The following is a 23,534-nucleotide window of genomic DNA, read 5'->3' as shown; positions in this document are numbered from 1 at the left end:
GAAGACGCGTTGAACGAACTCAGACGCTCGATGCTCTGACCCCGCGCGCTCAGAGCGCTGCGGTGTCGTCCGTCGAAGATGTCGTTCCCCGCGTCGTCTGCTGCCCTGAGTTCGGATCGATCGACGTGTGTGTGACGGTATTCGTCTTCCGACGGCGCGCCAGCAAGATCAGACCGATCACGAAGACGAGTGCCCCTGCCCCCATGAGAATGTAGCCGACGAGATCAAGATTCACCCAGTCGACTTCCACATTCACTGCGAAGGCGAGGATGGCGCCGAGGACAAACAGGACTATTCCGGTACCAATACTCATAGCAATCCCTCCCGGTGCCGATCATCGACACCTTCCAGCGGGCGTTGCCCGATGATCATCTGAGCATGACAGGACGAAAGAATCTGGACAACGGGTTGACATTCAGCGTCCGCGAGGTGTCCACCCTGACGGCAGCGCCCCTTCCACGGTTGCTCGTTCAAAGTCCGTTGCAGCCGACCAGCCCTGTGCGGCATCCACTGCATCGAACCCACCACGGGCGAGCCGTAGCCCCACATCCTCGTGGTGCATGCGTGGCGCTCCCCCGCGTCTGACCGATGCGCGCACATTCCACGCGTCATCCGCGTATCCGCCGCCACGGAACACGCGATACTCGTCATATCGCGCAGGATCCAGCAGATCCCAGCACCACTCCCAGACATTGCCGAGGGTGTCGAACATGCCGTTCAGGTTCGGAAGTTTGCCGCCCACATTCTGCGGTGTGCGCACGCCGTCTGCCGCAGTCCAGGCGATATCGGTGAGCAGGCCATAGTGTGGCGTGGTCGAACCAGCGCGGCAGGCGTACTCCCACTCAGCTTCGGTGGGAAGGCGGTAGCCGTCGCTGTCGACGTGCCAGGTGACGACTTCACCGTCGAATGTGTAGGCGGGGTCCAGCCCCTCCCATTCTGATGCCGCGTTGCAGAACCGCACTGCACGTAGCCAGCTCAGGTCAATCGCCGGACGGCGAGGATGCCGAGAGGCGATGCCCAAGACCTCGGCCATCTGCTCTTCTGTGACGGCGAACGAACCGATCTCGAAGGACTCCAGCGTCACCGTCCGCTGCGTCTTCCGCCGTGCATCGTGCAACGTGACGGAACCAGCAGGGATGCGGGACATCTCGAAATCGTTCACGCTGAGACATCCTCCTGCGGACGCTCCTCGATCCGCACGGCGAAGATCCGCATGAAGTACTGGCACAGCGGCCCAACGAGCAGCGCGAACGCGAGCGTACCGATGCCCACGTTTCCGCCAAGCGCCCAGCCGATGACCACGACGATGATCTCGAGGCCGGTCCGAACCATCCAGATGGGCCAGCCCGTGCGGGCGTGTAGTCCGGTCATCAGCCCGTCACGAGGACCAGGACCGAAGTGCGCGCCGATGTAAAGTCCGGTTGCGACAGCGAGTACCAGCAGCCCGATCACGAAGAACCCGACGCGCAACCACAGCGGCTGTCCTACTGGAATCAGGAAGAGACCGATGTCTGCGGAGGGCCCCACGAGTAGCGCGTTCAGCAACGTACCGACCCCGAATCTCTGGCGTAGAGGTAGCCAGAGCAAGAGCACGACGATGCTGATCAGGATGGTGATGACACCGAAACTCAGCGGCACGTGGCGAGCGATGCCCTGCGACAGCACATCCCACGGAGCAGCCCCGATCTCGCCGCGCACCATGAACGCGATACCCATGCCGTAGAGAAACAGCCCAACCATCAGCTGCACGGAACGCCGTGGAATGCGGCGCCCCCTCAGGCGGCTCACTGAGGCACTCGCTCTGTCCAGATCGGATACTTGGCCGTGAGGCCGTCACCGGATGAAGTGCGAGTCAGGCGACGCTTGACCCATGGCCCGACGTGCTGGCGATAATAAGCCATTCCCGACGGTCCGCCGATCGCGGTGTGTTGAGGAGCCCACCATTCCGATGGCGGCTCATAGCCCAGACCGTGCAGCACGCGAGCGGCGACCCGGTGGTGTCCGGCGGTGTTCATGTGCAGCCGGTCCTCTGACCAGTACTCCCGCGACGACAACTCGCGGTCGGGCCAGTTGAGCGCGCGAATGACATCGGGACGATTCACGACTCGCCGCAACACCGCGGCCGACAGTTCGTCGCCCCGGCGCTGAATGAGCGATCCCATCGGCAGCTGCCCGGCCGGATTCGCACCCGACAGCATGATGAGTGTGACGCCCTGCTCATCGCACCGTCTCAGCACACGCGAAAACGTATCCGCAATGTGCTCCATATCGGTCCGCGGGCGCAGCATGTCGTTGCCACCCCCGTTGAACGAAAGGTGCGTCGGATTCAGGGCGAGCGCGGGCTCGAGCTGTTCCTGAATGATGGGCCATGCCAGCTTTCCGCGAATCGCGAAGTTCGCGTACTGGATCGGATGCCCGGCAGCATTCGCCCATCCCTGTGCAGCAATGTCGGCCCACCCACGCACTCGACCGTCGGGCAACTCATCGCCGACGCCCTCAGTGAACGAGTCTCCGATCGCCACGAATCTCACACCTGTCACTGCCCCAGCCTATGCCCGCCCTGGGCCCAGAAGCTCATCGGTCATCGAGTGCCTGACCACGTCTATCCACGAGACCCCAGGCAGCAGCAGCCGCAATAACAAAGAAGACCGCGAATATGACGAACAGCAGGGGCGCTCCCCCTGCTGCGAGCAGCACCGGAACCAACAGCGGAGCGATGATCGACGCGATTCGGCCGACACCGGCGGCCCATCCAGAGCCGGTCGCGCGCAACGATGTGGGGTAAATCTCGGGTGTTACCGCGTATAGCGCGCCCCACGCGCCGAGATTGAAGAACGACAGCGCCATACCGGAACCGATGATCGCAGCATCGCCGCTGGCAGTGCCGAACAGCACCGCGGATACTGCCGAACCCACCAGGAAGACCGAGAGAGTCAGCCGTCTTCCCCAAACTTCGATCAGCCAGGCGGCAACGGCATAGCCGGGAAGTTGGGCGAGGGTGATCACCAGCGTGAAGCCGAACGAACGCACCAGATCGTACCCGGCATCAACCAGAATGCTCGGTATCCAGATGAATGCTCCGTAGTAGGCGAAGTTCACGCAGAACCAGACCAGCCAGATGCACAGGGTACGCAACCTAAACTCGGTTGACCACAGCGCGCGCAGGCGTGCCGCCGTGGTGACCGCGATCGCTCGAGACGCCGGCTCCTTCCGGATCGCGTCGCCGCTGACAATCCCCGCATCCGCTTCAAAGCTCGCGACAATTCGTTCGGCTTCCGCAATGCGCCCGCGAGAGGCGAGCCAACGAGGTGACTCGGGCAGCCCCCAACGTACGATGAGTGCGTACACCGCTGGTACCGCGCCGAGAGCGAATGCCCACCGCCAACCATCGTCGGATGCCGGGATCACGAAGTAGCCGATGAGCGCCGCCGCCGTCCAGCCGACGGCCCAGAACGCTTCGAGGATGACAATGAGGCGACCGCGGATGCGTGCCGGCGCAAACTCGCTGACATACGTCGACGCGACCGGAAGCTCTGCCCCCAGTCCGAGACCGACAAAGAACCGCAGCACCAGCAGGATCGCGACACCCCCGGCCAGCGCGCTCGCACCCGTGGCGAGCCCGTAGATCAACAGAGTCACCGCGAACACTTGCCGCCTACCAAAACGGTCTGCGAGCAGTCCGCCGAGGCTTGCGCCGAGCGCCATTCCGATGAAGCCGACTGAGGCGATCCATCCGCTCTCTGCCTTGGTCAGATCCCACTGTTGAGCCAGCGCCGCCAGGATGAAGGAGATGAGCCCGACATCCATCGCGTCTAGGGCCCAGCCCAGACCGGAGCCGGTGAGCACGCGCGCGTGTCGGCGTGTGAAGGGCAGATCATCGAGGCGTGCGGCTAGAGATGACCTGCTCGGCACCGTGTTCGTCATGAGAGCAGCTCCCTCACGCGCGGAATCACCTCAGTGCCATACAGCTCGATGCTGCGCATCATCTGCTCATGCCCCAGCGTTCCGGTTGCGTACTTCAGATCGAACCGGCCGATACCCAGAGTGCGTACGGTCTCAGCGATCTTCTGCGCCACACGCTCTGGAGAGCCGGAGTAGATTGCGCCCGCTGGTCCGACATCATTCTGGAATCGCGCACGACTGTACACAGGCCAGCCACGCTCTTTCCCGATTGTGTTGTTCATCGCTTCGAACCCCGAGTATGCGGCATCCCAGGCTTCCTCATCGGTGGAGGCAATATGGCCGGGTGAGTGCACGGCGATCGGATGCTCCGGCGTCCCGAACGTGGCGATCGAGCGGTGATAGAGCTCTACGAAAGGCTTGAACCGTACAGCGGGTCCGCCGATGATTGCGAGCATGAGTCCGAGTCCGTGCCGTGCGACCCGCACCACTGACTCTGGGCTTCCGCCGACGCCAACCCAGGTGCGCAGCCCGTTCTCGGTCTTCGGGAACACCTCGGCATTCTCCAGTGCTGGCCGCATCGTGCCTGACCACGTGACGGGCTTTTCCTTGAGCAGCTCGACGAACAGCTCCAGCTTCTCCTCGAAAAGCGCTTCATAATCACGCAGATCGTAGCCGAACAACGGGAACGACTCGGTGAAAGAGCCGCGACCCAACACGACCTCGGCACGGCCGTTGGAAACAGCATCCAACGTCGCGAAGCGCTCGTACACCCGCACTGGATCATCAGACGAGAGCACTGTGACGGCGGTACCGAGCCGGATACGGTTGGTGCGTGACGCGATCGCTGCCAGCACCATCTCGGGCGCGGACACCGCGAATTCGACACGGTGATGTTCCCCGACCCCGAAGAAGTCGATCCCGACGGAGTCTGCCAGCTCTGCCTGTTCGACGATGTGGCGAATTGTCTGGGATGCAGGCATCAGATTGCCCGCGACATCCTTCGTGATGTCGCCGAAGGTGTCGAGTCCGAACTCGATATCCATGTGTCCTACTTCGTCAGGAGTGCTGTGCGCAGCGTGTCGAGTCCGACGCCGCCGAGATCGAGCGCGCGCTTGTGGAATTGTTTGATGTCGAAGGCGTCGCCCTGCTGCAACTGGTAGTCGTCGCGGACTCGTTCCCAGATGCGTTGACCGACCTTGTAGGACGGGGCCTGACCTGGCCAGCCGAGATAGCGGTTGACCTCGAACTGGACGAACTCATCCGACATGTTGACGTTTTGACGCATGAAGTCGAGCGCATAGTCGGCGTCCCAGACGCCGGTGCCGTCGAGGCGTGGCTTTCCGAGGTGCACGCCGATATCGAGAACCACTCGTGCGGCGCGCATGCGCTGGCCGTCGAGCATGCCGAGGCGGTCGGCCGGGTCATCGAGGTAGCCGAGCTGCTGCATGAGACGCTCGGCATAGAGGGCCCAGCCCTCAGCGTGACCGGAGGTGCCAGCGAGCAGACGGCGCCAGGAGTTCAGCTCGGCACGGTTGTACACCGCCTGACCGATCTGCAAGTGATGACCGGGAATGCCCTCGTGGTAGACCGTGGTGAGCTCGCGCCAGGTGTCGAACTCTGTGACACCCTCTGGCACCGACCACCACATACGTCCAGGACGTGAGAAGTCGTCGGTCGGGCCGGTGTAGTAGATGCCGCCCTCTTGCGTGGGGGCGATCATGCATTCCAGCGTGCGAATCTGCTCGGGAATGTCGAAGTGCGTGGCGCCGAGTTCAGCAACCGCACGGTCGCTGGTCTCCTGCATCCAGCGCTGCAGTTCTGCGGTGCCGTGCAACTTGCGTGAAGGGTCTGCCTCGAGGTGCGCGACGGCCTCTTCGACGGTCGAGCCGGGAAGGATCTCATTCGCGATCGCGGTCTGCTCAGCGACCATGCGCGCGAGTTCCTCGCGACCCCATTCGTACGTCTCATCGAGGTCGATCTCAGCACCGAGGAACCGTCGGGAGTTCAGGGCGTAGAGGTCACGGCCGACGGCGTCGACATCGGATGCTGCCGGTGCGAGCGTTCCGGTGAGGAAATTGCGCAGCTCGTCATAGGCGACCCTGGCAGCGTTCGAGTTGTTGGCCAGGTCACGTGCGAGGGATGCCGGAAGCTCGCCCTCGTCGAGTGCCGCTCCAGCGACGAAAGAGGCAAAGAATCCGTCGTCCGCGGTGTACCGGACGATCTGGTCGGCGACCTCAGCGACCTGGCGCCGCGCGGGCACAACGCCCTGACTGATGCCTTCCCTCAACGTCGCGGTGTAGCCACGCAGCGCATCGGGGACGGCGGAGAGGCGCTTAGCGATCACTGACCAGTCGTCAACCGTCGACGTCGGCATGAGGTCGTACACCTGCCGGATGTCTTGCACGGCAGATTCGATGACGTTGATGTCGCGCAGATGCCACCGCGCCTCCTGGTACTCCAGCGCGAGCTTCAGTTCGCTGCCCAGATCGGCCTTGGTGACCTCGTCTACGGCGTCGACGGGTGCCGTGGCCTGGAGCGCATTGAGTGTCTTCTGCACTTCGGCGGCGTACTGCTGCTGTCCGTCCGGGCTGAGATCGCCATAGCGATCGTTCGCCTCATTGCGGCCAATGTACGTGCCGAGCGTGGGCGCTAGAACAGAGAGCGTGTCGACCCACTCTTCTGCGACCTTGTCGATCGCGGTGGGGGTGCGAGGGGTAGTCGTCATCCCCTCAGCGTAGCGCCGCACGTGCATCCGAGCGCTTAGTGTGCCGCCTCGTTCCAATCACGTCCGCGGCCGACTTCCACGTCAAGCGGCACCGATAGCTCGGCGGCATCCGCCATACGTGTGCGGACGATCTTCTCGGCCTGATCCCACTCCCCCGGTGCGACTTCGACAACGAGCTCATCGTGAATCTGAAGCAGCACACGGGAGCGCAGATCCGCTTCGCGCAGATCGCCGTGGATGTGGTTCAGCGCGATCTTCATGATGTCAGCGGCGCTGCCCTGGATAGGCGCGTTCAGCGCGGCGCGTTCCGCGTTCTCGCGCAGAACGCGGTTCGGGCTGTTGAGGTCGGGGAACGGGCGCCGTCGGCCGAAGATCGTCTCGGTGTAGCCGTCTTCTTTCGCCTTCACGACAGATGCACGCAGATAGTCGCGCACAGCGCCGAAACGGGCGAAGTACTCCAGCATCAGCCTCTTGGCCTCGGACTGTTCGATGCGCAGCTGCTTCGAAAGTCCGAAGGCGCTCAGACCATATACCAGCCCATAAGACATCGCCTTGACCTTGGTGCGCATCGCGGAGGTGACCTCGGCCGGCTCAACGCCGAACACCTTCGCGCCGACGAACCGGTGCAGATCTTCGCCGGAGTTGAAGGCTTCGATCAAGCCCTCATCACCGGAGAGGTGCGCCATGATGCGCATCTCGATCTGCGAGTAGTCGGCGGTGAGCAGCGTCTCGTAACCTTCGCCCACTTGGAACGCGCTGCGGATACGACGGGACTCTTCAGTACGAACGGGAATGTTCTGCAGGTTCGGGTCGGTGCTGGAAAGACGCCCGGTCTGGCTGCCCGTCTGGACATACGTCGTGTGGACCCGGTGGTCATCGCGGATCGCGGTGTCGAGCGACTCGATGATCTGTCGCAGCTTGGTCGCTTCGCGGTGCTGCAGCAACAGATTGAGGAAAGGATGCGGGTTCGTTTCCTGCAGATCAGCAAGCACGGCGGCATCCGTCGAGTAGCCGGTCTTGGTCTTACGAGTCTTGGGCAGCTGCAGGTCTTCGAATAGCACCTCTTGCAACTGCTTCGGCGAGCCAAGGTTGAACTCGCGGCCGACGAGCGCGAACGCTTCGGTCGCGAGACCTTCAGTGCGGCTGGCGAGTTCGCCCGAGAACGTCGAGAGCACTTCGTGCGAGACGGCGACGCCTGACTCTTCCATGACCGCGAGGGCAAGGAGCGTCGGCAACTCGATGTCGGTGAGCACGGTCGCCACAGGTTCTGGCAGATCGTCGCGCAGCGCAGCGGCGGCACGCAGCGTGAACCATGCTTCCTGCGAAGGTGTCGCGCCGTCTGTCTCTGGTACGAGCTGCGAGGGGTCAGCTTCGGGGAGCTTCTCATCGAGGTAGCGGCCAACGAGATGCGCGAGGGTCTTGTCGGGGAAGCTCGGACGCAACAGCCATCCGGCAAGAAGCGTGTCGTAGCTCAGACCGCCGAGTTGGATGCCAGCACGCAACAGCGCCTTCACCTGCGGCTTCGCGTCGTTGAGCACCTTCAAGCTGTCGGACTCGAGCCACGAACGTAACGCGTCGGCAGCGCCTTCGCTCCAGTCGCTTTCGTGAAGCTCCGTCAGGCTCGCGACGCCGATTCGCGAAATCACACCGCCGCTCGTAACAAGGGTGAGGCCCAACTCGTCGCTCTGCGCGGCGAGCCACTGAGCCAGGCCGGTCGCGTTCGATTCGACAGGCGACGGCATCTCAACGGCCGGCTCGTCGTGGACAGCCTCGTCACCGGCACCGACTGCGTCGAACACGCGAGGCAGCAGGGTGCGGAACTCCAGTCGCGCGAAGATGTCGCGGACTGCCTGCGCATCGATCGGCGCGACCGCGAGGTCAGCAGGTGCGAGCGGGAGTTCGACGTCGGTGAGCAGGCGGTTGAGCTTGCGATTTCGGCGCACGTCATCCATGTGCTCGCGGAGGTTGCCGCCGACGACGCCCTTGATCTCTTCGGCGCGATCCAGCAGCTCATCGAGGCTGCCGAACTGTGTGAGCCACTTGACGGCTGTCTTTTCTCCGACCTTCGGAACTCCGGGGAGATTGTCGCTGGTCTCGCCTACGAGCGCAGCGATATCGGGGTATTGCTCTGGGCGAACGCCGTAACGTTCTTGAACGGTCGCGGGGTCGTAGCGCTTGAGCTGCGAGACGCCCTGCACCGACGGGTAGAGAAGGGTGACCTTGTCGTTGACGAGCTGGATCGTGTCACGGTCGCCAGAAACGACAAGAACCTCATAGCCCTGCTCAGCGCCCTGCACGGAAAGCGTGGCGAGAATGTCGTCTGCCTCGATGCCTTCTTTGGTCAGAACCGGGATCGACATTGCGGCCAGGACATCCTGCAGGATCGGAACCTGCCCACGGAACTCCTGAGGTGACTCGGAGCGAGTCGCCTTGTACTCGGGATACTCATCGGTGCGGAACGAGTGTCGTGAGGTGTCGAATGCGATCGCCATGTGAGTCGGACGCTCGGCCTTGATCAGGTTCACGAGCATCGACAGAAAGCCATAAATGGCATTCGTGTGCTGATTGTCCTTCGTGGTGAAGTTCTCGACCGGCAGTGCGAAGAAAGCACGGTAAGCGAGCGAGTGGCCGTCAACGACCATGAGGGTAGGCTTTGCGGAGTCCGTCACACTGCCAGCCTAACGAGGACGACGGACACCCGCTGAGGAGGACACGTGAGCAAGATCATCGAGACCCCTGAGATGCAGTGGGTGATGCAGCGAGGTATGGGCGCTCTGGCAGAGAAAATGGGGATCCGGTTCACGGAATTCACCATTGAGCGCGCAGTTGCAACCATGCCCGTCGAAGGCAACACGCAGCCGGTGATGCTTCTGCACGGCGGTGCTTATGTGGTGCTCGGCGAATCGCTGGGATCCATGGCCGCCAATCTGCACGCAGGTGCCGGTCGACTCGCGGTCGGCGTCGACATCAACGCCACGCACACGCGTTCCGCGACCTCAGGACTCGTCACGGGCGTCTGCACGCCGATTCACCTGGGTCGCAGCGTCGCAGTGCACGAGATCGTCGTGTTCGACGATCAAGGCCGTCGCTGTTCGACGATCCGCATCACGAACATGATCAAGGATCTTCCCTCCTGATCGAGACGCGATCTGGCGAGGAGAGCTGACTAGTCCACGAGGATGCGCTGGAACAGCAGGTGGTCTTGCCACTCCCCCGCGATCCGAAGATACTTCGGTGCCATGCCGATCTGCTCGAAACCGTTGCGCAGAAGAACCCTCTGCGACGCCGCGTTGTCGATGAGGGTGCTGGCCTGCAGCCGGTGGAGTCCTAGTTCATCGCGCACATGCGCGATGACGCCCTCAACGACTCTGCTCATGATGCCGCGGCCGGCGAGCGATGCATCGATCCAGTAGCCGAGATCGGCACTCTCGAACGCGCCGCGGACGACGTTGGCGACGTTTGTGACACCCATCACACGGCCATCGGTTGCGCTTAAGACGAAACGGGCCGCGCGTCTGTCTGCGACATCGCGGAGCGCGTCAGCAAGGATCTCTTCCTGCCGCTCCGCGGTGTAAAAGGAATCATCCCGCAGTGGATCCCAACGTGCGAGGTGCTCGCGATTCGCATCGTATGCCGCAGCCAAGGCTGCGCCATCACCTGCTTCGATGGCTCGAAGACGGATGCCGTCGCCGAGGTCGAGCACTACTTCTTGGGCGCGAGCTGCTCGATGATCGCCTTGGCGACATCCTGCATTGTCAGGCGGCGATCCATGGACGCCTTCTGGATCCAGCGGAACGCCTCCGGCTCGCTGAGGCCCATCTTCTCGTTGAGCAGGCCCTTGGCCCGGTCAACGAGCTTGCGGGTCTCGAAGCGCTCGACCATGTCGGCGACCTCTGCCTCGAGCGTGATGATCTGCTCGTGGCGGGCCAACGCGATTTCGATCGCAGGAAGAAGATCGTTCGGCGTGAACGGCTTGACGACGTACGCCAGCGCACCTGCCTCGCTCGCGCGCTCGACAAGTTCTTTCTGGCTGAATGCGGTGAGCAGCACGACCGGAGCGATGTTCGCCTTGTGCAGTCGCTCTGCGGCACTGATGCCGTCGAGCAGTGGCATCTTGACGTCCATGATCACCAGATCGGGGCGCAGTTCGGTTGCGAGGGCAACCGCCGTTTCACCGTCACCAGCTTCGCCGACGACATCGAAGCCGTTGTCGCGGAGGATCTCGACGATGTCGAGTCGGATCAGCGATTCGTCTTCGGCGACGACAACGCGTCGCGGGGCGGATGCCGTGGGCTGCTCAGACAGTTCTTGCTCGGTCACAGTTCTATTCTAGTGGGCCGTGGCTGCGGCGCAGTCCCAGGAACCCGCCGCACACGCATGACCACCCCTCACTCTGCGCTAAAGTCGTAGACGCAACACGCTTGCCGGCGTGGCGGAATGGTAGACGCGGAGCACTCAAAATGCTTTGTTCGAAAGGACGTGTGGGTTCGAGTCCCACCGCCGGCACTTTTAGTGACCTAACGTCACCCTAAGGAACATTTCAGTACCGAAACCAACGTTTCAGTTCAGGGCTGCCTCCCTACTGAGCCACTTTCACTTGCATTAGGCAGTCACGGCTCTACTCGGCCAGCCCGACGAAACGCAGAATTTCTGGCCGCGTAAAGACCCAAGACCGGCCGACCTTTCGTGCAGCGATTTCTCCGTCGCGGGCGAGAGCTGCCAAGACCCGTGGCGTGCATTTGAGGAAACGTGCCGTGGCATCTAGGTCGTTGACGAGGTCGAGGTGTTCCTGGGGAGTCGAGGTCATGATTTTCTCCTGTCTGGCGATGCCTTGAGCATCGGGGCGTCGCACTCTCTATGCGCGGTACGTCATATGTACGCGGCGACAACGCAAAGTCGCAGCTCGTGCTCTTCCGTCACGCTCAGTTTTCGCGGCGGACTCACGAACTGACTACAAGTCGAGTGCACCGCGCGCAGAGAGCCTGCTCCCTATGCCGCCTCCACGTGCGTGCATACGGCTTTTCTGCGACGGACCTGTTATCCCGCACCCGCGTCGACATCGTCGGACGGATGAGCCTTGAGCCACGCCAGAACGTACGCACGGCGATTCTCCGGGTTTGCTTCGGCGCGTCGCAACGGCTCGAGCTCACCCGCCAATTCGATTTGTGCGGCAAGTTCAGCACGCAATGTCGGAATATTAACGTAGTTGCTCGCCCAGCTCGCCTCGAACTCTGATATCGATGAAATGGCGTCCGGTCCGCTTCCGGAGGGCACGACGCTCGCAACTAGCCGTGCAGCAACATCGAGAATTGGCCACGCGCCTGCTTCGACGCGGTCGCGAATGAGCGTCGCCGGGCCATCGTCATCAAGCGCTCCCCAAGTGAGTATGAGCGGCCAAACGTACGGGGCGAGTTCGAAGACTGGCTTCGCCGTAGCTCCGGCGATGAATCCCGGGAGATATATCAAAATCTCCGCTTGAAGCTCTTTGCCGCGTTGGTTCCAGACTCGAATCTCTTCCCCGCCTCCGAGTTGACGGCCAGCAAGGATGCGCGTCGCATCAAGAAAAATATAGACGGACTCTGTTCCAGCTTCGAATGCTTCCTGAACGAAATCTGGAATGTTTGCCGTAGAGGCGTCGACGAGCGGCCCAGCGAGAAAACGGGTTAAGAGGTCTCGTGGGGCGGCCCATCCGTTCTGTTCGGGAAGCTTTGGGAACTGTGCAAACGCCCAGCGGATGATTGTCGCCGATTTTTCTGGCGTACGCTCTCGCTCGTGCTCCACTTTCTCGATTGTCCGCTTCGTGTCGGATACGAGATGCCGTTCAAGTTCGAGCAACGCGTCCGACGATTTAGCAGCTTGTCCGAGTTCGGCTAACGCCATCCGAACAGTTGCGTCATGCAAATCGTCTACGGGCACACCAAAATTGAAATATCGCGCAAAGTAGAATCCATCGGCAATCCTGCGCACGTCAAGTCGCGGAAGGTTTGAAATATCTTGGTCGTTCGCAATCCGGCCGACGACCGGGAAAAGCGCCTGCAAGACGCTCACGACCGTTGCCGCGTGAGTCGCCGTTACGTTCCCTCTGCTAAGCATTTCCGTGAGTCGAGACTTGCGTTTCTGCGCTGCCTTGTTCTTGTCGAATTCAAACCCGATGTTGCCGTGGATAAGGAAGTCCCGTTGGGCCTGCAGCTGTCCGTAGAGGCCCGGCTCGAAAGTGCGAATCCAACTAAGCAAGACAAAGTCGACCGTGTCCACTTCGTTTGCAACCGAAGGCAGAAATGCCTCAAGTTGCGCGAAGAGATGTCGGATTGCACGCGGCGTCGTGAGCCGTTCGATTAGACCAGACTGGAGCAGTTCAATGAGGCGAATCTCATCACTACCCGTTAGTGTCACATTACTTTTTGAGACGACCCCTCGGAGCGCTACTTCGAAGAGTGTTTCGACGAGGTCGGCTCTGAGCGGAGGAATATCGAATCGTAGTTGGACTATCTTCTCGAGGTAGTCGAGAGCGCGACGGTCCTCGCGTCCTCCGACCAAGTCTGTCTTTTCCAAGAGGTCGACGAGCGTCTTCTCGTCATAACAGAGCAAGTAGTACACGTTCGGGAGACGGCCTATGAATCGAACGAGTTTGAATACTTCGAGCAGCTCGGCTGACGTCAATCGGTCGAGGTCGTCGAGAACTACCAGCACTGGCTCGACGAGGCCCTCCAGCTGACTCGAGACCTTCTCCCTCATTCGCGTCGCGCTCAAACGCCCCGGGTTGAGGAAGTCTTCGGCCACACCGCTCATGTCTGGCACTATGAAGCTTGCGAGCTTCGCGAGCGGCACGACTGTATCGCGCAGCACCTCCACGCTCTTTCGTGTGTCATTCCACCTGTCACCGGCCGGGACTGCGCCACGCAACTCTGAAAAGAAGCCCCATCTGAGGGAATCGGCGTCAGAATACAGCCACGGATTGAAATGATGCACCCGCCAGCTCGCCGACTTCAATTGCGCGGCGAGAGAGGCGATGATTGTGGTCTTGCCCGAGCCCCAGGCGCCAATCAGTCCAAAAACCGATGATTTGCTCTGGACGCGGGCGGCGCGAATGGCGCCAGCTGTAGTCGCTACGAATGCTGTTCGGTCAAAATATCGTGACCTTGGGTCTTCGCCCGGGCGCTCAAGCGGGTCGTCCGACATCCACATCCAGGTTGTCGCATCCTCGGACATCGGTTCCACAGCAATCTCCATTTCACATTCCGATGAAGCCGTCGTCGGCCCCCATTTCGGAACCGGAGAGACCTTAACGGTCTAACTATTTGAACTCGCTATAGTGTCCTTAAGCCACCAGAGCATCCGACCCAACATTGCGTGGTCCCCCTCGTCGTTTGGATACCAAATGGGGAAAATACCTCGAGCTGTGAGAAAAGTCTCGCGATTCTTCTGTTCGCCATTCTTCGCCAAGAACGCGTAATGTGTACGAGATTCGCCGACGGGTTGTTTCTCACGCAGCTGCCGGGCGATTTCCATAGTCCTGTCATCAGTGAGGCTGCATCCCAAAAAGAGTACGCAGTTCATGGTGAGTAACGCACGGAGGTCACGAAGAGCTGAACCGCTAGGTCCATAGGCTTGCTCATATTGCTCCCTCAAAAGCACCCGAGATTGAGGTCGCGTGTGGTCTCCATGCAGTTTCAGGAGCACCTTTGCTGTGCCTGCGTTGCTCTCTCCGACCCATCCAGACCATTGGCTGGCACCCTCCCGGACGGCGTATGTCAAACCAAGTTCGGCAGCGGCCTTCTCGAGCAAATTGTCAAAGTTGGTTGTAACTATGGACCCCTTGAAAAGTTCAAAGAGGATGAACTCTTCCTCAGAAGGGTAAAAACCGCGGTCAAAATCTGCCAGTGATTCCTCGAAAGAATCCACTCCGCGACTCTCCTGTATTGCTTCCGCTAGCGCTTCATACTCGCCATGTTCCAGATGGTGGTCCACAATGGCCTGGTCAAGCCAGCCGACCGCCAGATTCCGCAGATACGTACCCCAGCTTGGATAACCGCTGGATGCAGACATGCCGGCGCCGACGAACGGCACTACCCCACCCTTCGGTATCAGCAGCGCAAGCTTTTCTAGCCGTCGATACGACTCTTGGGAAAGACCCTGGTGAATTTCCTCATGGACGTCGCTAAGCCGTTCGCGCCGAATCTCTTCATACGCCTCAGGGTCCAGTTGAATTATATCGACGGGCTCAAAGTTCACACCAAAAACTTCAACGGTGTCGTACTCCTCCCGAACGAGACGTTCAAAAAAGGGGTCTCGCTTCTCTCTCGGGTTCAATGAGGGGCCATTGTAGTTCCGACTCATTCGTAGGCCTTGTCCTGATTCATTGCGATTTCGACCGGACTGCGCTTATTCACTGGCCATCAACTCCGCCTGCGCTAGTACTGTGGCGACGGCCGATGCTTGGCTGTCCGGTGGGTACCCGAATCGACGTAGAAGTCTCTTGATTGTCGCGCGAAGCTTTGCTCTCACTTGCTCTTTCGCAGCCCAGTCTGTCTTTGCATCACGACGCACAATAAGGATGAGTTCATGCGCAATCGCCCTTAGCTTGTCATCGCTGAGCTCCACGACGGCGGAGTTGTTGGTGCGGATGGCGTCGTAAAAAGCGAGCTCGTCTTCGGTGAGTCCGAGCTGTTCAGCACGGTTCGCTTCTGCCGTCATCTTCTGCGCCAACTCGGCAAGCGCAGCGATGACCTGGGCAGAGTCGAGCGTGCGGTTCTGATACCGCAAAAGTGAGTCGGAAAGCATCTCGGAAAATTGCTTGCTGACGACGACGTTGCGTTTCGCGATTCGCCTAATTTCGTCGTTCAGCAGACGGCGCAACATCTCTAGTTGGAGATTCTTCCGGTCTGACCTATTGAACGTCTCGATGAAGTCATCGTCAATGAGGGAGAGGTCGGGCTTGTCGAGACCTGCCTCTTCATAGATGTCGATGACGCCGACTCCGGTCATGGCATCCGACACAATTTGGCGGATGGCCGTATCCACCTCGGCGTTCGGGTCTACGCGCAGGTCACCGCCCTCGACCTTGGCAAGCTGAGCGCGTACGGCCTCGAAGAATGCGACGTCATTCTTGAGCGCTTGTGCCTCCTCCGTTCCCGCACACATCGCGTAGAGCCGCACGAAACGGCTCGCGTGAGCGAGAAAGCGATGCTTCAAACACGGACGGTCCTTCGTGCACTTGTCACCGACTTCGGTGTGTGCAGAGAGCAGGTACTCCACGGCACCGGTTAAAGCGTTGACGAATGCCTTCGCTCCCCCACCAGACAAGCTGCGACGCCATGGGCAACCGTGCAGAATCGCGTCGACGACACTGTGGGCCTCTTGCATGCCCGGAATGGCCTTCTGACGCAGGTCCTCGCCGAGCTCCTCGTTCTCGCGGTCACGGTCGGTGTATTCCTTGAGCGCCGACTTCAATTCCTCGGCAATACCGAGATAGTCAACTACCAGGCCAGCCGGCTTGTCCTTGAATGTGCGGTTGACCCTGGCGATGGCTTGCATGAGGTTCGCGCCACGCATTGGCTTGTCGACGTACATGGTGTGCATCGACGGCGAATCAAATCCGGTGAGCCACATGTCCCGCACAATGACCAACTCCAGCTCGTCCGCCGGATTCTTCGCGCGCTTCTTCAAATCGCGCAGCGCCTGCTTCGAACGAATGTGCGGCTGCAGTGCCTGGTCGTCAGCAGCCGAGCCGGTCATCACGACCTTGAGCTTTCCGGATGCGTCGTCGTCGCTGACCCAGCCCGGGCGAAGCGCGGCGATGGCGTCGTATAGTGCGGCAGCGATGCGTCGCGACATCGTCACAATCATCGCCTTGCCCGCGAGCACTTCCCTGCGGGCTTCCCAATGCGTGACGAGGTCGGACGCCAGCTCCGCGATGCGTTTGTCGGAGCCAACGATGGCTTCCACCTTCGCCCACTTCGACTTCAAACGGTCCTTTGCTTCATCTTCGGAGCCGGAAGTCGCGTCGCGGAACGCATCATCGACTTCGCCGAGTGCGCCGACAGGCAGCTCCACCCGGGCGAGACGCGGCTCGTAGTACACCTTTACCGTCGCACCGTCGGCGACGGCCTGAGTGAGGTCGTATTTGTCGATATAGTCGCCGAACACGTTTCTCGTCGACTTGTCGCTCGACTCAATAGGTGTACCGGTGAAGCCGATGTATGTCGCGTTCGGCAGGCCGTCACGCAGATGCCGGGCGAACCCGTCGATGAAGTCGTAGTTCGAGCGGTGCGCCTCGTCAACCATGACCACAATGTTTATACGGGCTGAAAGCAACGGGAACGGGTTGCCAGCCGCCTTCTCATCCTTCGAGATGCCGAATTTCTGAATCGTCGAAAAGATGATGCCACCGGATGCCCGGCCGCTCAGCATATGCTTCAACTCATCGCGCGACGCCGCTTGCACCGGCGATTCGGGCAGCGGTGCCCCGATTAGGGCGGCCGCGAAGGTGTCGTCGAAGAGCTGGTCATCGAGGTCATTCCGGTCCGTGAGCACGACAACGGTTGGGTTCTCCATTGTCGATTCCCGCATAATTTTCGCCGCGTACCAGAGCATCTCGTAGCTCTTACCTGACCCTTGCGTGTGCCAAACGACACCAGCACGACCGTCACCTTCGACGGCCTCAATGGTGGCGAAGACTGCTTTGTTCACCGCCCAGAACTGGTGATATTTCGCCACGAAGCGCACGAGGTTGCCCGCGTCCCCGGTGTACACAGTGAAGTTCTGCACTAAGTCGAGTAGCCGGCTCGGGTCGAGTATTCCTTTCGTGAGCACTTCGTACTCCGGCAGGACTGGACGAGCGAGTTCACCATGCACCGTCTTCCACGGCGCAAAGTGCTCCCAATTGCCCGCAAACGTGCCAGCCCGCGCCTGTACCCCATCGCTGATGACGGCGAGCTGGTTCCACGTGAACAGGTCCGGGATATCGTGTGTATAAGTGCGGACCTGGTTGAACGCACCTCGCAGTGACGACGCCTCGTTGCCGGCCCGCTTCAGTTCCAACAGCACGAGTGGCAGACCGTTGATGAACAGCACGATGTCTGGCCGCCGCTTCGCGGAACCAATGACAGTGAACTGACTAACTGCCAGAAAGTCATTCTCTAGCGGGTTCTTCCAATCGACCAGCTGCGCGCGCACCGTGCGCGGCGCACCAGACGCATCGCGCACCTCAACCGGCACACCCTGCGTGAGCAGCTGGTACGCCCGCCAATTCTCCGCCATCACAAGCTGTGATTCCGGCCGCAATACCGTTTTCACTGCTTCCTCAACCGCAGCCTCATCGAGGGCCGGGTTCAGACGACCGATGCTGCGGGCCAGCCGACCCTGCAGCACCACTTCACGGAAGTCGTCCCGCTCAGAATCTTCAGAGTCTGGGTCGATGTCAGGACCAAAGACGGCCACCCACCCCAGGCCGCGCAGTTCATCGAGCACGAGCTCCTCAAGCTCCGCCTCTGTTGGAATCCCGCTCACTTGTCCCGCTCGCCTCCGACTCCAGCAGCTTCGCCCACCCGAATCTTGCCCGACATCAGTAACGGCAGCAGCTCGTCGCGTGTACGACGAAGGTGGGCGCTCTCTTCCTCAAGCTCCCCGGCCATCACCCAGAGCGGCCAAAAAATGTCCTCGTACTGCTCAGAGACTCCCGGGGCAAGGCGCCTCACGATAGCGTCTTCGAAAGCCGACGCATTCACTGCTGGGTACGCACTCCCCTCAGCTCGAGCGATGAGGTGTGAGACAAACTCTTCAGAGTCAGTAACGGCAAACAGCTCCGCGGGACCAATCGAAATTGGCTCAAGAACCGCGATACCAGTGCTAATCACAAGGCCTGGACGGCTATGAGTCAGCAAGGCGTGTGCCCGACGATTCGGCCGAACAGTGGCCCACAGAACCGCGCCGGAGTTTGCCAAACGGCGCGCCCGCGACGGCGCCGACGTCCATTCGATGACGCGCTCCGGCCATTTAATGGAACCGTCGTTCAACGATGCAATATCGAGGTATGTAATAGCGCGGTCTTCGGGCTTCTTTACCTTCCCGTTCACTGTCGCGATGTCGCCGAGACGGACGGCAACCGATTTGTCGACTATGAGTCTCTTGAACTCACTGACGGCGAGCTCGCGGATGGCGTTTATCGTCGAAGTATTCGTGTATATGAGGTCGTCGAGCGCACCGAGTACTCGCGCAATTCGCTGCTGCTCCTCCAGCAGCGGTAGCTCCAACTGATATGCCTCAATTCGAGAGGGCGCCGTGTGGAGAATCTTCGAGCCGCTCGCCGTCGTAGCGAGGTAGCGGTTGAAGTCGTCGGTGCGAAAAAGGTACTCGAGATAGTCAATCGACACGCGAGCGGCATCCGTCACTTCAACGCGCCCAATGCGCTGGTTGTGCAGGTAGTTCAGCTCATCCGAGGGCACTCGCATCGGCCAACCCAGAATCTCCCCGCCTGACGTCTGACACGTCATCGCAACAAGTAAGTCGCCAGGCTTCAGATTGAACGCTGTCGGATAGTCGCCCCGATATCCCTCGGTCGCGCTCCGGTTAAAGACCGCCCCTCTCGAACCCGCAAAGTTACCAATGCGTATCAATCTGGGCTCATCCGGCCGGGCCGGACCTGCTTCTACGCTGTGAAATGGCCACCCGTGGTGAACCTTTGCAACGTCTCCAAGCGAGCTCAAGATACGTCCCGAACCGCAAGCGAGGTTAGAGCCGCCATCACTTGATGCTGGAGGAGTCCACGGCGCTCAAAACCCTCACGCACTTCAACCTCTAGTCGCGCAATCTTGTCGTCAAGCGACTCTAAGTCCTCGTCAGCTGCTTCGCTTCCAACGTAACGACCAGGTGTGAGTACATGACCGTGTTCGGCAATCTGCTTGAGGCTGACGCTCGCGCAGAAACCGGGCACGTCTTCGTAAGTACTCTCTCCAGGTTCGCCACGCCACGCATGGTAGGTATCCGCGATGCGAGCGAGGTCAGCATCGGTCAGTTCCTTGTTCGTGCGGGAGACCATAGAACCGAGTTGGCGGGCGTCAATGAAGAGGACTTCGCCCTTACGTGAGCGCTGCGACCGCTCACTCTTGATTGCCTGCCCACTTTTATCCTTGGTGAGAAACCACAGGCATACGGGAATTTGAGTCGTGAAGAAGAGCTGACCCGGGAGCGCCACGATGCACTCGACGAGGTCTTTATGTACCAGGTTCTTTCGAATCTCGCCTTCACCGCCGGATTGACCGGACAGCGACCCGTTCGCGAGGACCGTGGCCATCGTGCCTGTTGGCTTCAAGTGATGCAGCATGTGCTGAATCCAGGCGAAGTTCGCGTTGTTCGCGGGCGGATTGCCGTGCTGCCAGCGAACGTCGCCAGCAAGCTTATCGGCACCCCAATTCTTGATATTGAACGGCGGGTTGGCGATAACGAAGTCGGCGCGAAGGTCGGGATGTTGGTCGTTCGTGAACGAGTCACCCCACTGTGGTCCAAGATTCGCCTCAATACCGCGGAGGGCGAGGTTCATCTTCGCCAGCCGCCAAGTGGTGGGGTTCTGCTCTTGTCCGAAGACGCTGATGTCGTTGCGCACGCCGTCGTGGGCTTTCACGAAGCGGTCTGCTTGCACGAACATTCCACCCGAGCCGCAGGCGGGGTCGTAGACGCGGCCGTTGAATGGTTCGAGCATGTCGACCATGAGCTTCACGACGCTGCGGGGTGTGAAGAATTCGCCTCCGAGCTTGCCTTCTGCGTTAGCGAACTTGGAAAGCATGTACTCGAATACGCGGCCAAGCACGTCAAGGCTTTCGTGTTCTTCGGCAGCAAGGTTTTCATTCGAGAACAGGTCGATTAGCCCGCCGAGCATCTGCGGGGTGAGCTCGCGCCTAGCGTAGTTCTTCGGGAGCACGCCTTTGAGGGTCGGGTTTTCCTTCTCAATGGCTTCCATCGCGGAGTCGATTCGGCCACCAACGTCGGTCTGCTTCGCCGCTTTGCGCAGGTCGTTCCACCGGTTGCCTTCTGGAATCCAGAAGATTCCTTCGCCGGCATACTCGTCGCGGTCTTCGAGCAGCTGCCCGCGCGCATCGTCCGTGGGCATGAAGTAGTCGCTCGACTCATCAGCTGTAAGGCGCTCGAGCTCGGCGTGGCGTTTCTCGAAAACATCAGAGACGTACTTCAAGAAGATGAGCCCAAGCACGACGTGCTTGTACTCGGCAGCGTCCATGTTCGAGCGCAGTTGGTTTGCTGCTTCCCAAAGTGTGTCTTCGAGACTCGCCGCTGCGGTCTTCTTTGTCTTGTCGGCCAACGGGAACTCCCTCTACGGCCGAGCAGTTAATTGGATGGCGTGATGGACGCAGCCCGGCCTCTGCTTCACCCTAGCGATTCAAGCAGATACCACCGACACGACGCGGGGTATTGGACCATCGACGCGCACAATTCGCGTCAACTGACACACGTCGCACAGGTTGTTCCGGAAGCAACAGTACGGTCCAACCCAACCCGTGAACTGAATGGGTTACACCAAGACTGACTGTTGCCCGGCGCTCCATCACGAACCCGCGAGAAGCAGGCAAGACTACGTCATTGGAATCTCGCGGTAGGAGCTCGAGTTGCAGGCGCTGGCGCCGTTCCTTCAGGACGTCGAGAACTCCGACGAGGCGAAGGTCGCTTTTCATCAAACGGTGCTTCGGCCGCGTATGGATGCCCGAGCAGAAGAATGCGACGACGACCGGGGCCGCGCTCAACTCAGACTTCCCAAGCTGTTGGGCAGAACCAACAAGGACTAGAGGCCAATCACCCTGTCAGCGTCAGCGGACGACAACGCGCTCCGCGTGATTCCCACGCGTGCCGCACCGCAACGGACGTTCAAGCGGGCGATTAGACGGGACACTCCTCGTGCGTGTCGCCGAGGCGCGAGTGAGCAAGAGACATAACAGTGAAGCAATTCATGCATGTCTTGCCCTCGCGTTTCTCACAACCGCACGCAGAGCAGTCGGGACAGACGGGTTGTATGCAGGTGCGACAGAGAAGCGCTTGTGAACGAGAGAACGTGCTCCCGCAGCTGGGCGACGGGCATTCGACCTCGTCGCCACCCCAGTTGGCGTCACCGAATCGATACTCAGGCTGAACGACGACAATCAAATGCGTTCCGTCGTGGTCCCAGTCCCACTCGTATCTGAGGTCGGCCCGTGTCTTTCCTGAGCTGTAGATGAAGCCGTCAATCGCACGATGAGTGCCTGGCTGCCGCTGTGCGAGGACAGCGAAATCGGGTTGCACGCTTCGATTCGGCGGGGGCGCGAACTGTGCGCCGTCGGATGCGACCGCAGATGTCACGATTCCATCAGGCCGGGCAATGACAACGACAGTCGGTGCCGAGTTCTCCTTGTGCTGGTGTCCGACCGCGCGGATGCTCGCTGCCCACCTCGAGACGCGTCCGTCGCGCACGAGGGCACGAACAAACTGAGGAGAAAGTGTCCCTGTCCATTCAGCGGCGACGAACGCATCCGGCATGAGTAGGCGGACGGCAACTTCATTGCTCACTCTCTCCTCAACGTCCTGAGCGACGAAACGACTCTTGCGTCGCAGTCCAGCGAGCACACCCAATGCCCACTCGGTGTCATGAGCCTGAAGATGGTGACCTAGCTCGTGCGCAGCCGTGAAGTTGGCACGGGCAGTTCCGGAGCGACGTGACACTCGAATGCGAGGTGGCGTAGCCGAATAACTCCCGTGAAGCTCACATGCCCCGGAGACGCTCGAGGACCATTCGAAGATGACCTCGGAAGACGACGACAGCGCACCGATGACGTCATCTTCGAGGTCCGAACGCGATACATCGAGATTCATCCCTGCAAGCAGATGCTGCGCAACAAGCACCGCATTGGCATCGGTGCGCCATTCGTCAGGGTTACTAATCGAGGGAAGCACGGGCATCCTCAATCAGTCTCGCGACAGTGTCTGCCGCACGTGTCGCATTTCGAGCAACGGCAGAGTCAGTCCGAGCGGCCAGCGCATATGCAGCACGAGCGTCATTCCGCGCCAGCCGTTCGTCACCGCCCAACAGTGCGGCGAGCTCGACAATAGGACCCTTCAACGTTGGTGACGAAAGACTCATTGTGGCCTCAGTCTGTGTGACCGTCAGCCACCTCTCGGCACGCTCGCCTATCATCTCCCGTTCGTCCGCATGGACCGGCTGCCCTTCCCAAAGTGCCAGGACTCGCGGGGTACTGATTCCAGTCATCCGCGCGAACTCAAGCGGCTCCATCCCCACAATCGCGACGTCAAGTGTCGCCTCGGCTTGCGACGGCCACTCGATGAAACAGAGATACCTGAAAGCATCCAGCATCGATTCGAACGCGTCCGCATCCTTGTCCCCCGCCCCCGCCTCCAGCGAAGCCAATTCGGTTCCGGTGAGACTCCAACGTCGCGCCTCCACCACCTGTTCTGAGGTAAGCACGTTCCCCAAACGCCGATGGAGCAGGAAAGTGCCCAGTCCGGTCTCAGCCTGCGGCCAGAGGGCCAAGTCTATTCCCGGCAAATTGACGATGATTTCTGTCGTCGAAGGGGACGCTGCCGAAATTGGCATCCCGACGACGTGGTCGTCGAGAACACGGCTGAGCACGACGACACCTTGGTGCTTGCCATTCCATGCCAACGTCCATGCATCACCGACCTTAGGCGCGGCAAAATCGCTGAAGACCGACGACACCCAACTAGGCGTTCCCTCGATGTCCACGCTTGCTCCCCCTCAAATTGCAAAGTCTGTCAGCCTATCCAACGCATCCTGTTTGCGCGAATCCAGCTAAGAGTAAAGGAGCTTGTCCCAGAACTCCCGTAGCTCCGTCGCAGCAGCCTCACTGAGTGGACCGTAGAACGCACAATCCCGCGGATTCGAGAAGTGTCG

19 protein-coding genes and 1 tRNA gene are annotated in these 23,534 nt (G+C 60.5%); 2 read left to right on the top strand and 18 right to left on the bottom strand.

All coding sequences use genetic code 11. The features are described from left to right. Positions 1–49: 49 nt before the first annotated feature. The 8 genes from AC1C2O_RS03350 to polA form a co-directional block, all read right to left on the bottom strand. Positions 50–313: a DUF6458 family protein gene (locus AC1C2O_RS03350; RefSeq protein ID WP_495429030.1), complete on the bottom strand. Its 264-nt coding sequence runs from the start codon at positions 311–313 to the stop codon at positions 50–52. A 102-nt stretch (positions 314–415) separates the two neighbouring features. Then, positions 416–1,147, bottom strand: a complete 732-nt coding sequence (locus AC1C2O_RS03345; RefSeq protein ID WP_495431664.1) for a formylglycine-generating enzyme family protein — start codon at positions 1,145–1,147, stop codon at positions 416–418. 11 nt (positions 1,148–1,158) lie between these two features. Further along, positions 1,159–1,740 carry a membrane protein YczE gene (gene yczE, locus AC1C2O_RS03340; RefSeq protein WP_495431663.1) on the bottom strand — a complete coding sequence of 194 codons (582 nt, stop codon included), beginning with the start codon at positions 1,738–1,740 and terminating at the stop codon, positions 1,159–1,161. Positions 1,741–1,784: 44 nt separating this feature from the next. After that, positions 1,785–2,531: an SGNH/GDSL hydrolase family protein gene (locus tag AC1C2O_RS03335; RefSeq protein ID WP_495431662.1), complete on the bottom strand. Its 747-nt coding sequence runs from the start codon at positions 2,529–2,531 to the stop codon at positions 1,785–1,787. Positions 2,532–2,574: 43 nt separating this feature from the next. Then, the gene (locus tag AC1C2O_RS03330) at positions 2,575–3,924 is read right to left on the bottom strand and encodes an MFS transporter (RefSeq protein WP_495429029.1); all 1,350 of its coding nucleotides are present in this window, start codon (positions 3,922–3,924) and stop codon (positions 2,575–2,577) included. Next, positions 3,921–4,946: an LLM class flavin-dependent oxidoreductase gene (locus AC1C2O_RS03325; RefSeq protein WP_495429028.1), complete on the bottom strand. Its 1,026-nt coding sequence runs from the start codon at positions 4,944–4,946 to the stop codon at positions 3,921–3,923. The genes AC1C2O_RS03330 and AC1C2O_RS03325 overlap by 4 nt, the downstream gene beginning before the upstream one ends. 5 nt (positions 4,947–4,951) lie before the next feature. Next, positions 4,952–6,628, bottom strand: coding sequence for a DUF885 domain-containing protein (locus AC1C2O_RS03320; protein ID WP_495429027.1), 1,677 nt, complete (start codon positions 6,626–6,628; stop codon positions 4,952–4,954). A 35-nt stretch (positions 6,629–6,663) separates the two neighbouring features. Further along, complete coding sequence (gene polA / locus AC1C2O_RS03315) at positions 6,664–9,297, bottom strand: DNA polymerase I (protein WP_495429026.1); 2,634 nt, start codon at positions 9,295–9,297, stop codon at positions 6,664–6,666. A 72-nt stretch (positions 9,298–9,369) separates the two neighbouring features. Between polA and AC1C2O_RS03310 the strand changes: the two genes are divergently transcribed. Further along, positions 9,370–9,765: a hotdog fold thioesterase gene (locus AC1C2O_RS03310; RefSeq protein ID WP_495431661.1), complete on the top strand. Its 396-nt coding sequence runs from the start codon at positions 9,370–9,372 to the stop codon at positions 9,763–9,765. Positions 9,766–9,794: 29 nt separating this feature from the next. Here AC1C2O_RS03310 and AC1C2O_RS03305 read toward each other — a convergent pair whose 3' ends face one another. Both AC1C2O_RS03305 and AC1C2O_RS03300 read right to left on the bottom strand, forming a co-directional pair. Beyond that, a complete protein-coding gene (locus AC1C2O_RS03305) occupies positions 9,795–10,331 on the bottom strand; it encodes a GNAT family N-acetyltransferase (protein ID WP_495429025.1) in 537 nt (178 codons plus the stop codon). Beyond that, positions 10,331–10,948, bottom strand: coding sequence for an ANTAR domain-containing response regulator (locus AC1C2O_RS03300; protein WP_495429024.1), 618 nt, complete (start codon positions 10,946–10,948; stop codon positions 10,331–10,333). The genes AC1C2O_RS03305 and AC1C2O_RS03300 overlap by 1 nt, the downstream gene beginning before the upstream one ends. Before the next feature lie 103 nt (positions 10,949–11,051). Here AC1C2O_RS03300 and AC1C2O_RS03295 point away from each other — a divergent pair. Continuing rightward, positions 11,052–11,134: transfer RNA gene (locus AC1C2O_RS03295), tRNA-Leu, on the top strand. 112 nt (positions 11,135–11,246) lie between these two features. Here AC1C2O_RS03295 and AC1C2O_RS03290 read toward each other — a convergent pair. The 8 genes from AC1C2O_RS03290 to AC1C2O_RS03255 form a co-directional block, all read right to left on the bottom strand. Next, the gene (locus AC1C2O_RS03290; protein ID WP_495429023.1) at positions 11,247–11,435 is read right to left on the bottom strand and encodes a helix-turn-helix domain-containing protein; all 189 of its coding nucleotides are present in this window, start codon (positions 11,433–11,435) and stop codon (positions 11,247–11,249) included. Positions 11,436–11,665: 230 nt separating this feature from the next. After that, on the bottom strand, positions 11,666–13,858 hold the full coding sequence (locus AC1C2O_RS03285) for a KAP family P-loop NTPase fold protein (RefSeq protein ID WP_495429022.1): 2,193 nt from the start codon (positions 13,856–13,858) through the stop codon (positions 11,666–11,668). A 60-nt stretch (positions 13,859–13,918) separates the two neighbouring features. Beyond that, the gene (locus AC1C2O_RS03280; protein WP_495429021.1) at positions 13,919–14,965 is read right to left on the bottom strand and encodes an SIR2 family protein; all 1,047 of its coding nucleotides are present in this window, start codon (positions 14,963–14,965) and stop codon (positions 13,919–13,921) included. A 45-nt stretch (positions 14,966–15,010) separates the two neighbouring features. Continuing rightward, the gene (locus AC1C2O_RS03275; protein ID WP_495429020.1) at positions 15,011–18,136 is read right to left on the bottom strand and encodes a type I restriction endonuclease subunit R; all 3,126 of its coding nucleotides are present in this window, start codon (positions 18,134–18,136) and stop codon (positions 15,011–15,013) included. Next, on the bottom strand, positions 18,133–19,332 hold the full coding sequence (locus tag AC1C2O_RS03270) for a restriction endonuclease subunit S (RefSeq protein WP_495429019.1): 1,200 nt from the start codon (positions 19,330–19,332) through the stop codon (positions 18,133–18,135). Before AC1C2O_RS03270 ends, AC1C2O_RS03275 begins: the two co-directional genes overlap by 4 nt. Continuing rightward, complete coding sequence (locus tag AC1C2O_RS03265) at positions 19,329–20,939, bottom strand: class I SAM-dependent DNA methyltransferase (RefSeq protein WP_495429018.1); 1,611 nt, start codon at positions 20,937–20,939, stop codon at positions 19,329–19,331. The genes AC1C2O_RS03270 and AC1C2O_RS03265 overlap by 4 nt, the downstream gene beginning before the upstream one ends. A gap of 572 nt (positions 20,940–21,511) precedes the next feature. Further along, positions 21,512–22,477, bottom strand: a complete 966-nt coding sequence (locus AC1C2O_RS03260; protein WP_495431660.1) for an ImmA/IrrE family metallo-endopeptidase — start codon at positions 22,475–22,477, stop codon at positions 21,512–21,514. Positions 22,478–22,541: 64 nt separating this feature from the next. Continuing rightward, positions 22,542–23,366, bottom strand: coding sequence for a hypothetical protein (locus AC1C2O_RS03255; RefSeq protein WP_495429017.1), 825 nt, complete (start codon positions 23,364–23,366; stop codon positions 22,542–22,544). Positions 23,367–23,534: the final 168 nt, after the last annotated feature.

This window comes from Microbacterium sp. Y355, from assembly GCF_059445345.1.
This window is presented reverse-complemented; position numbering and strand designations above follow the sequence as displayed.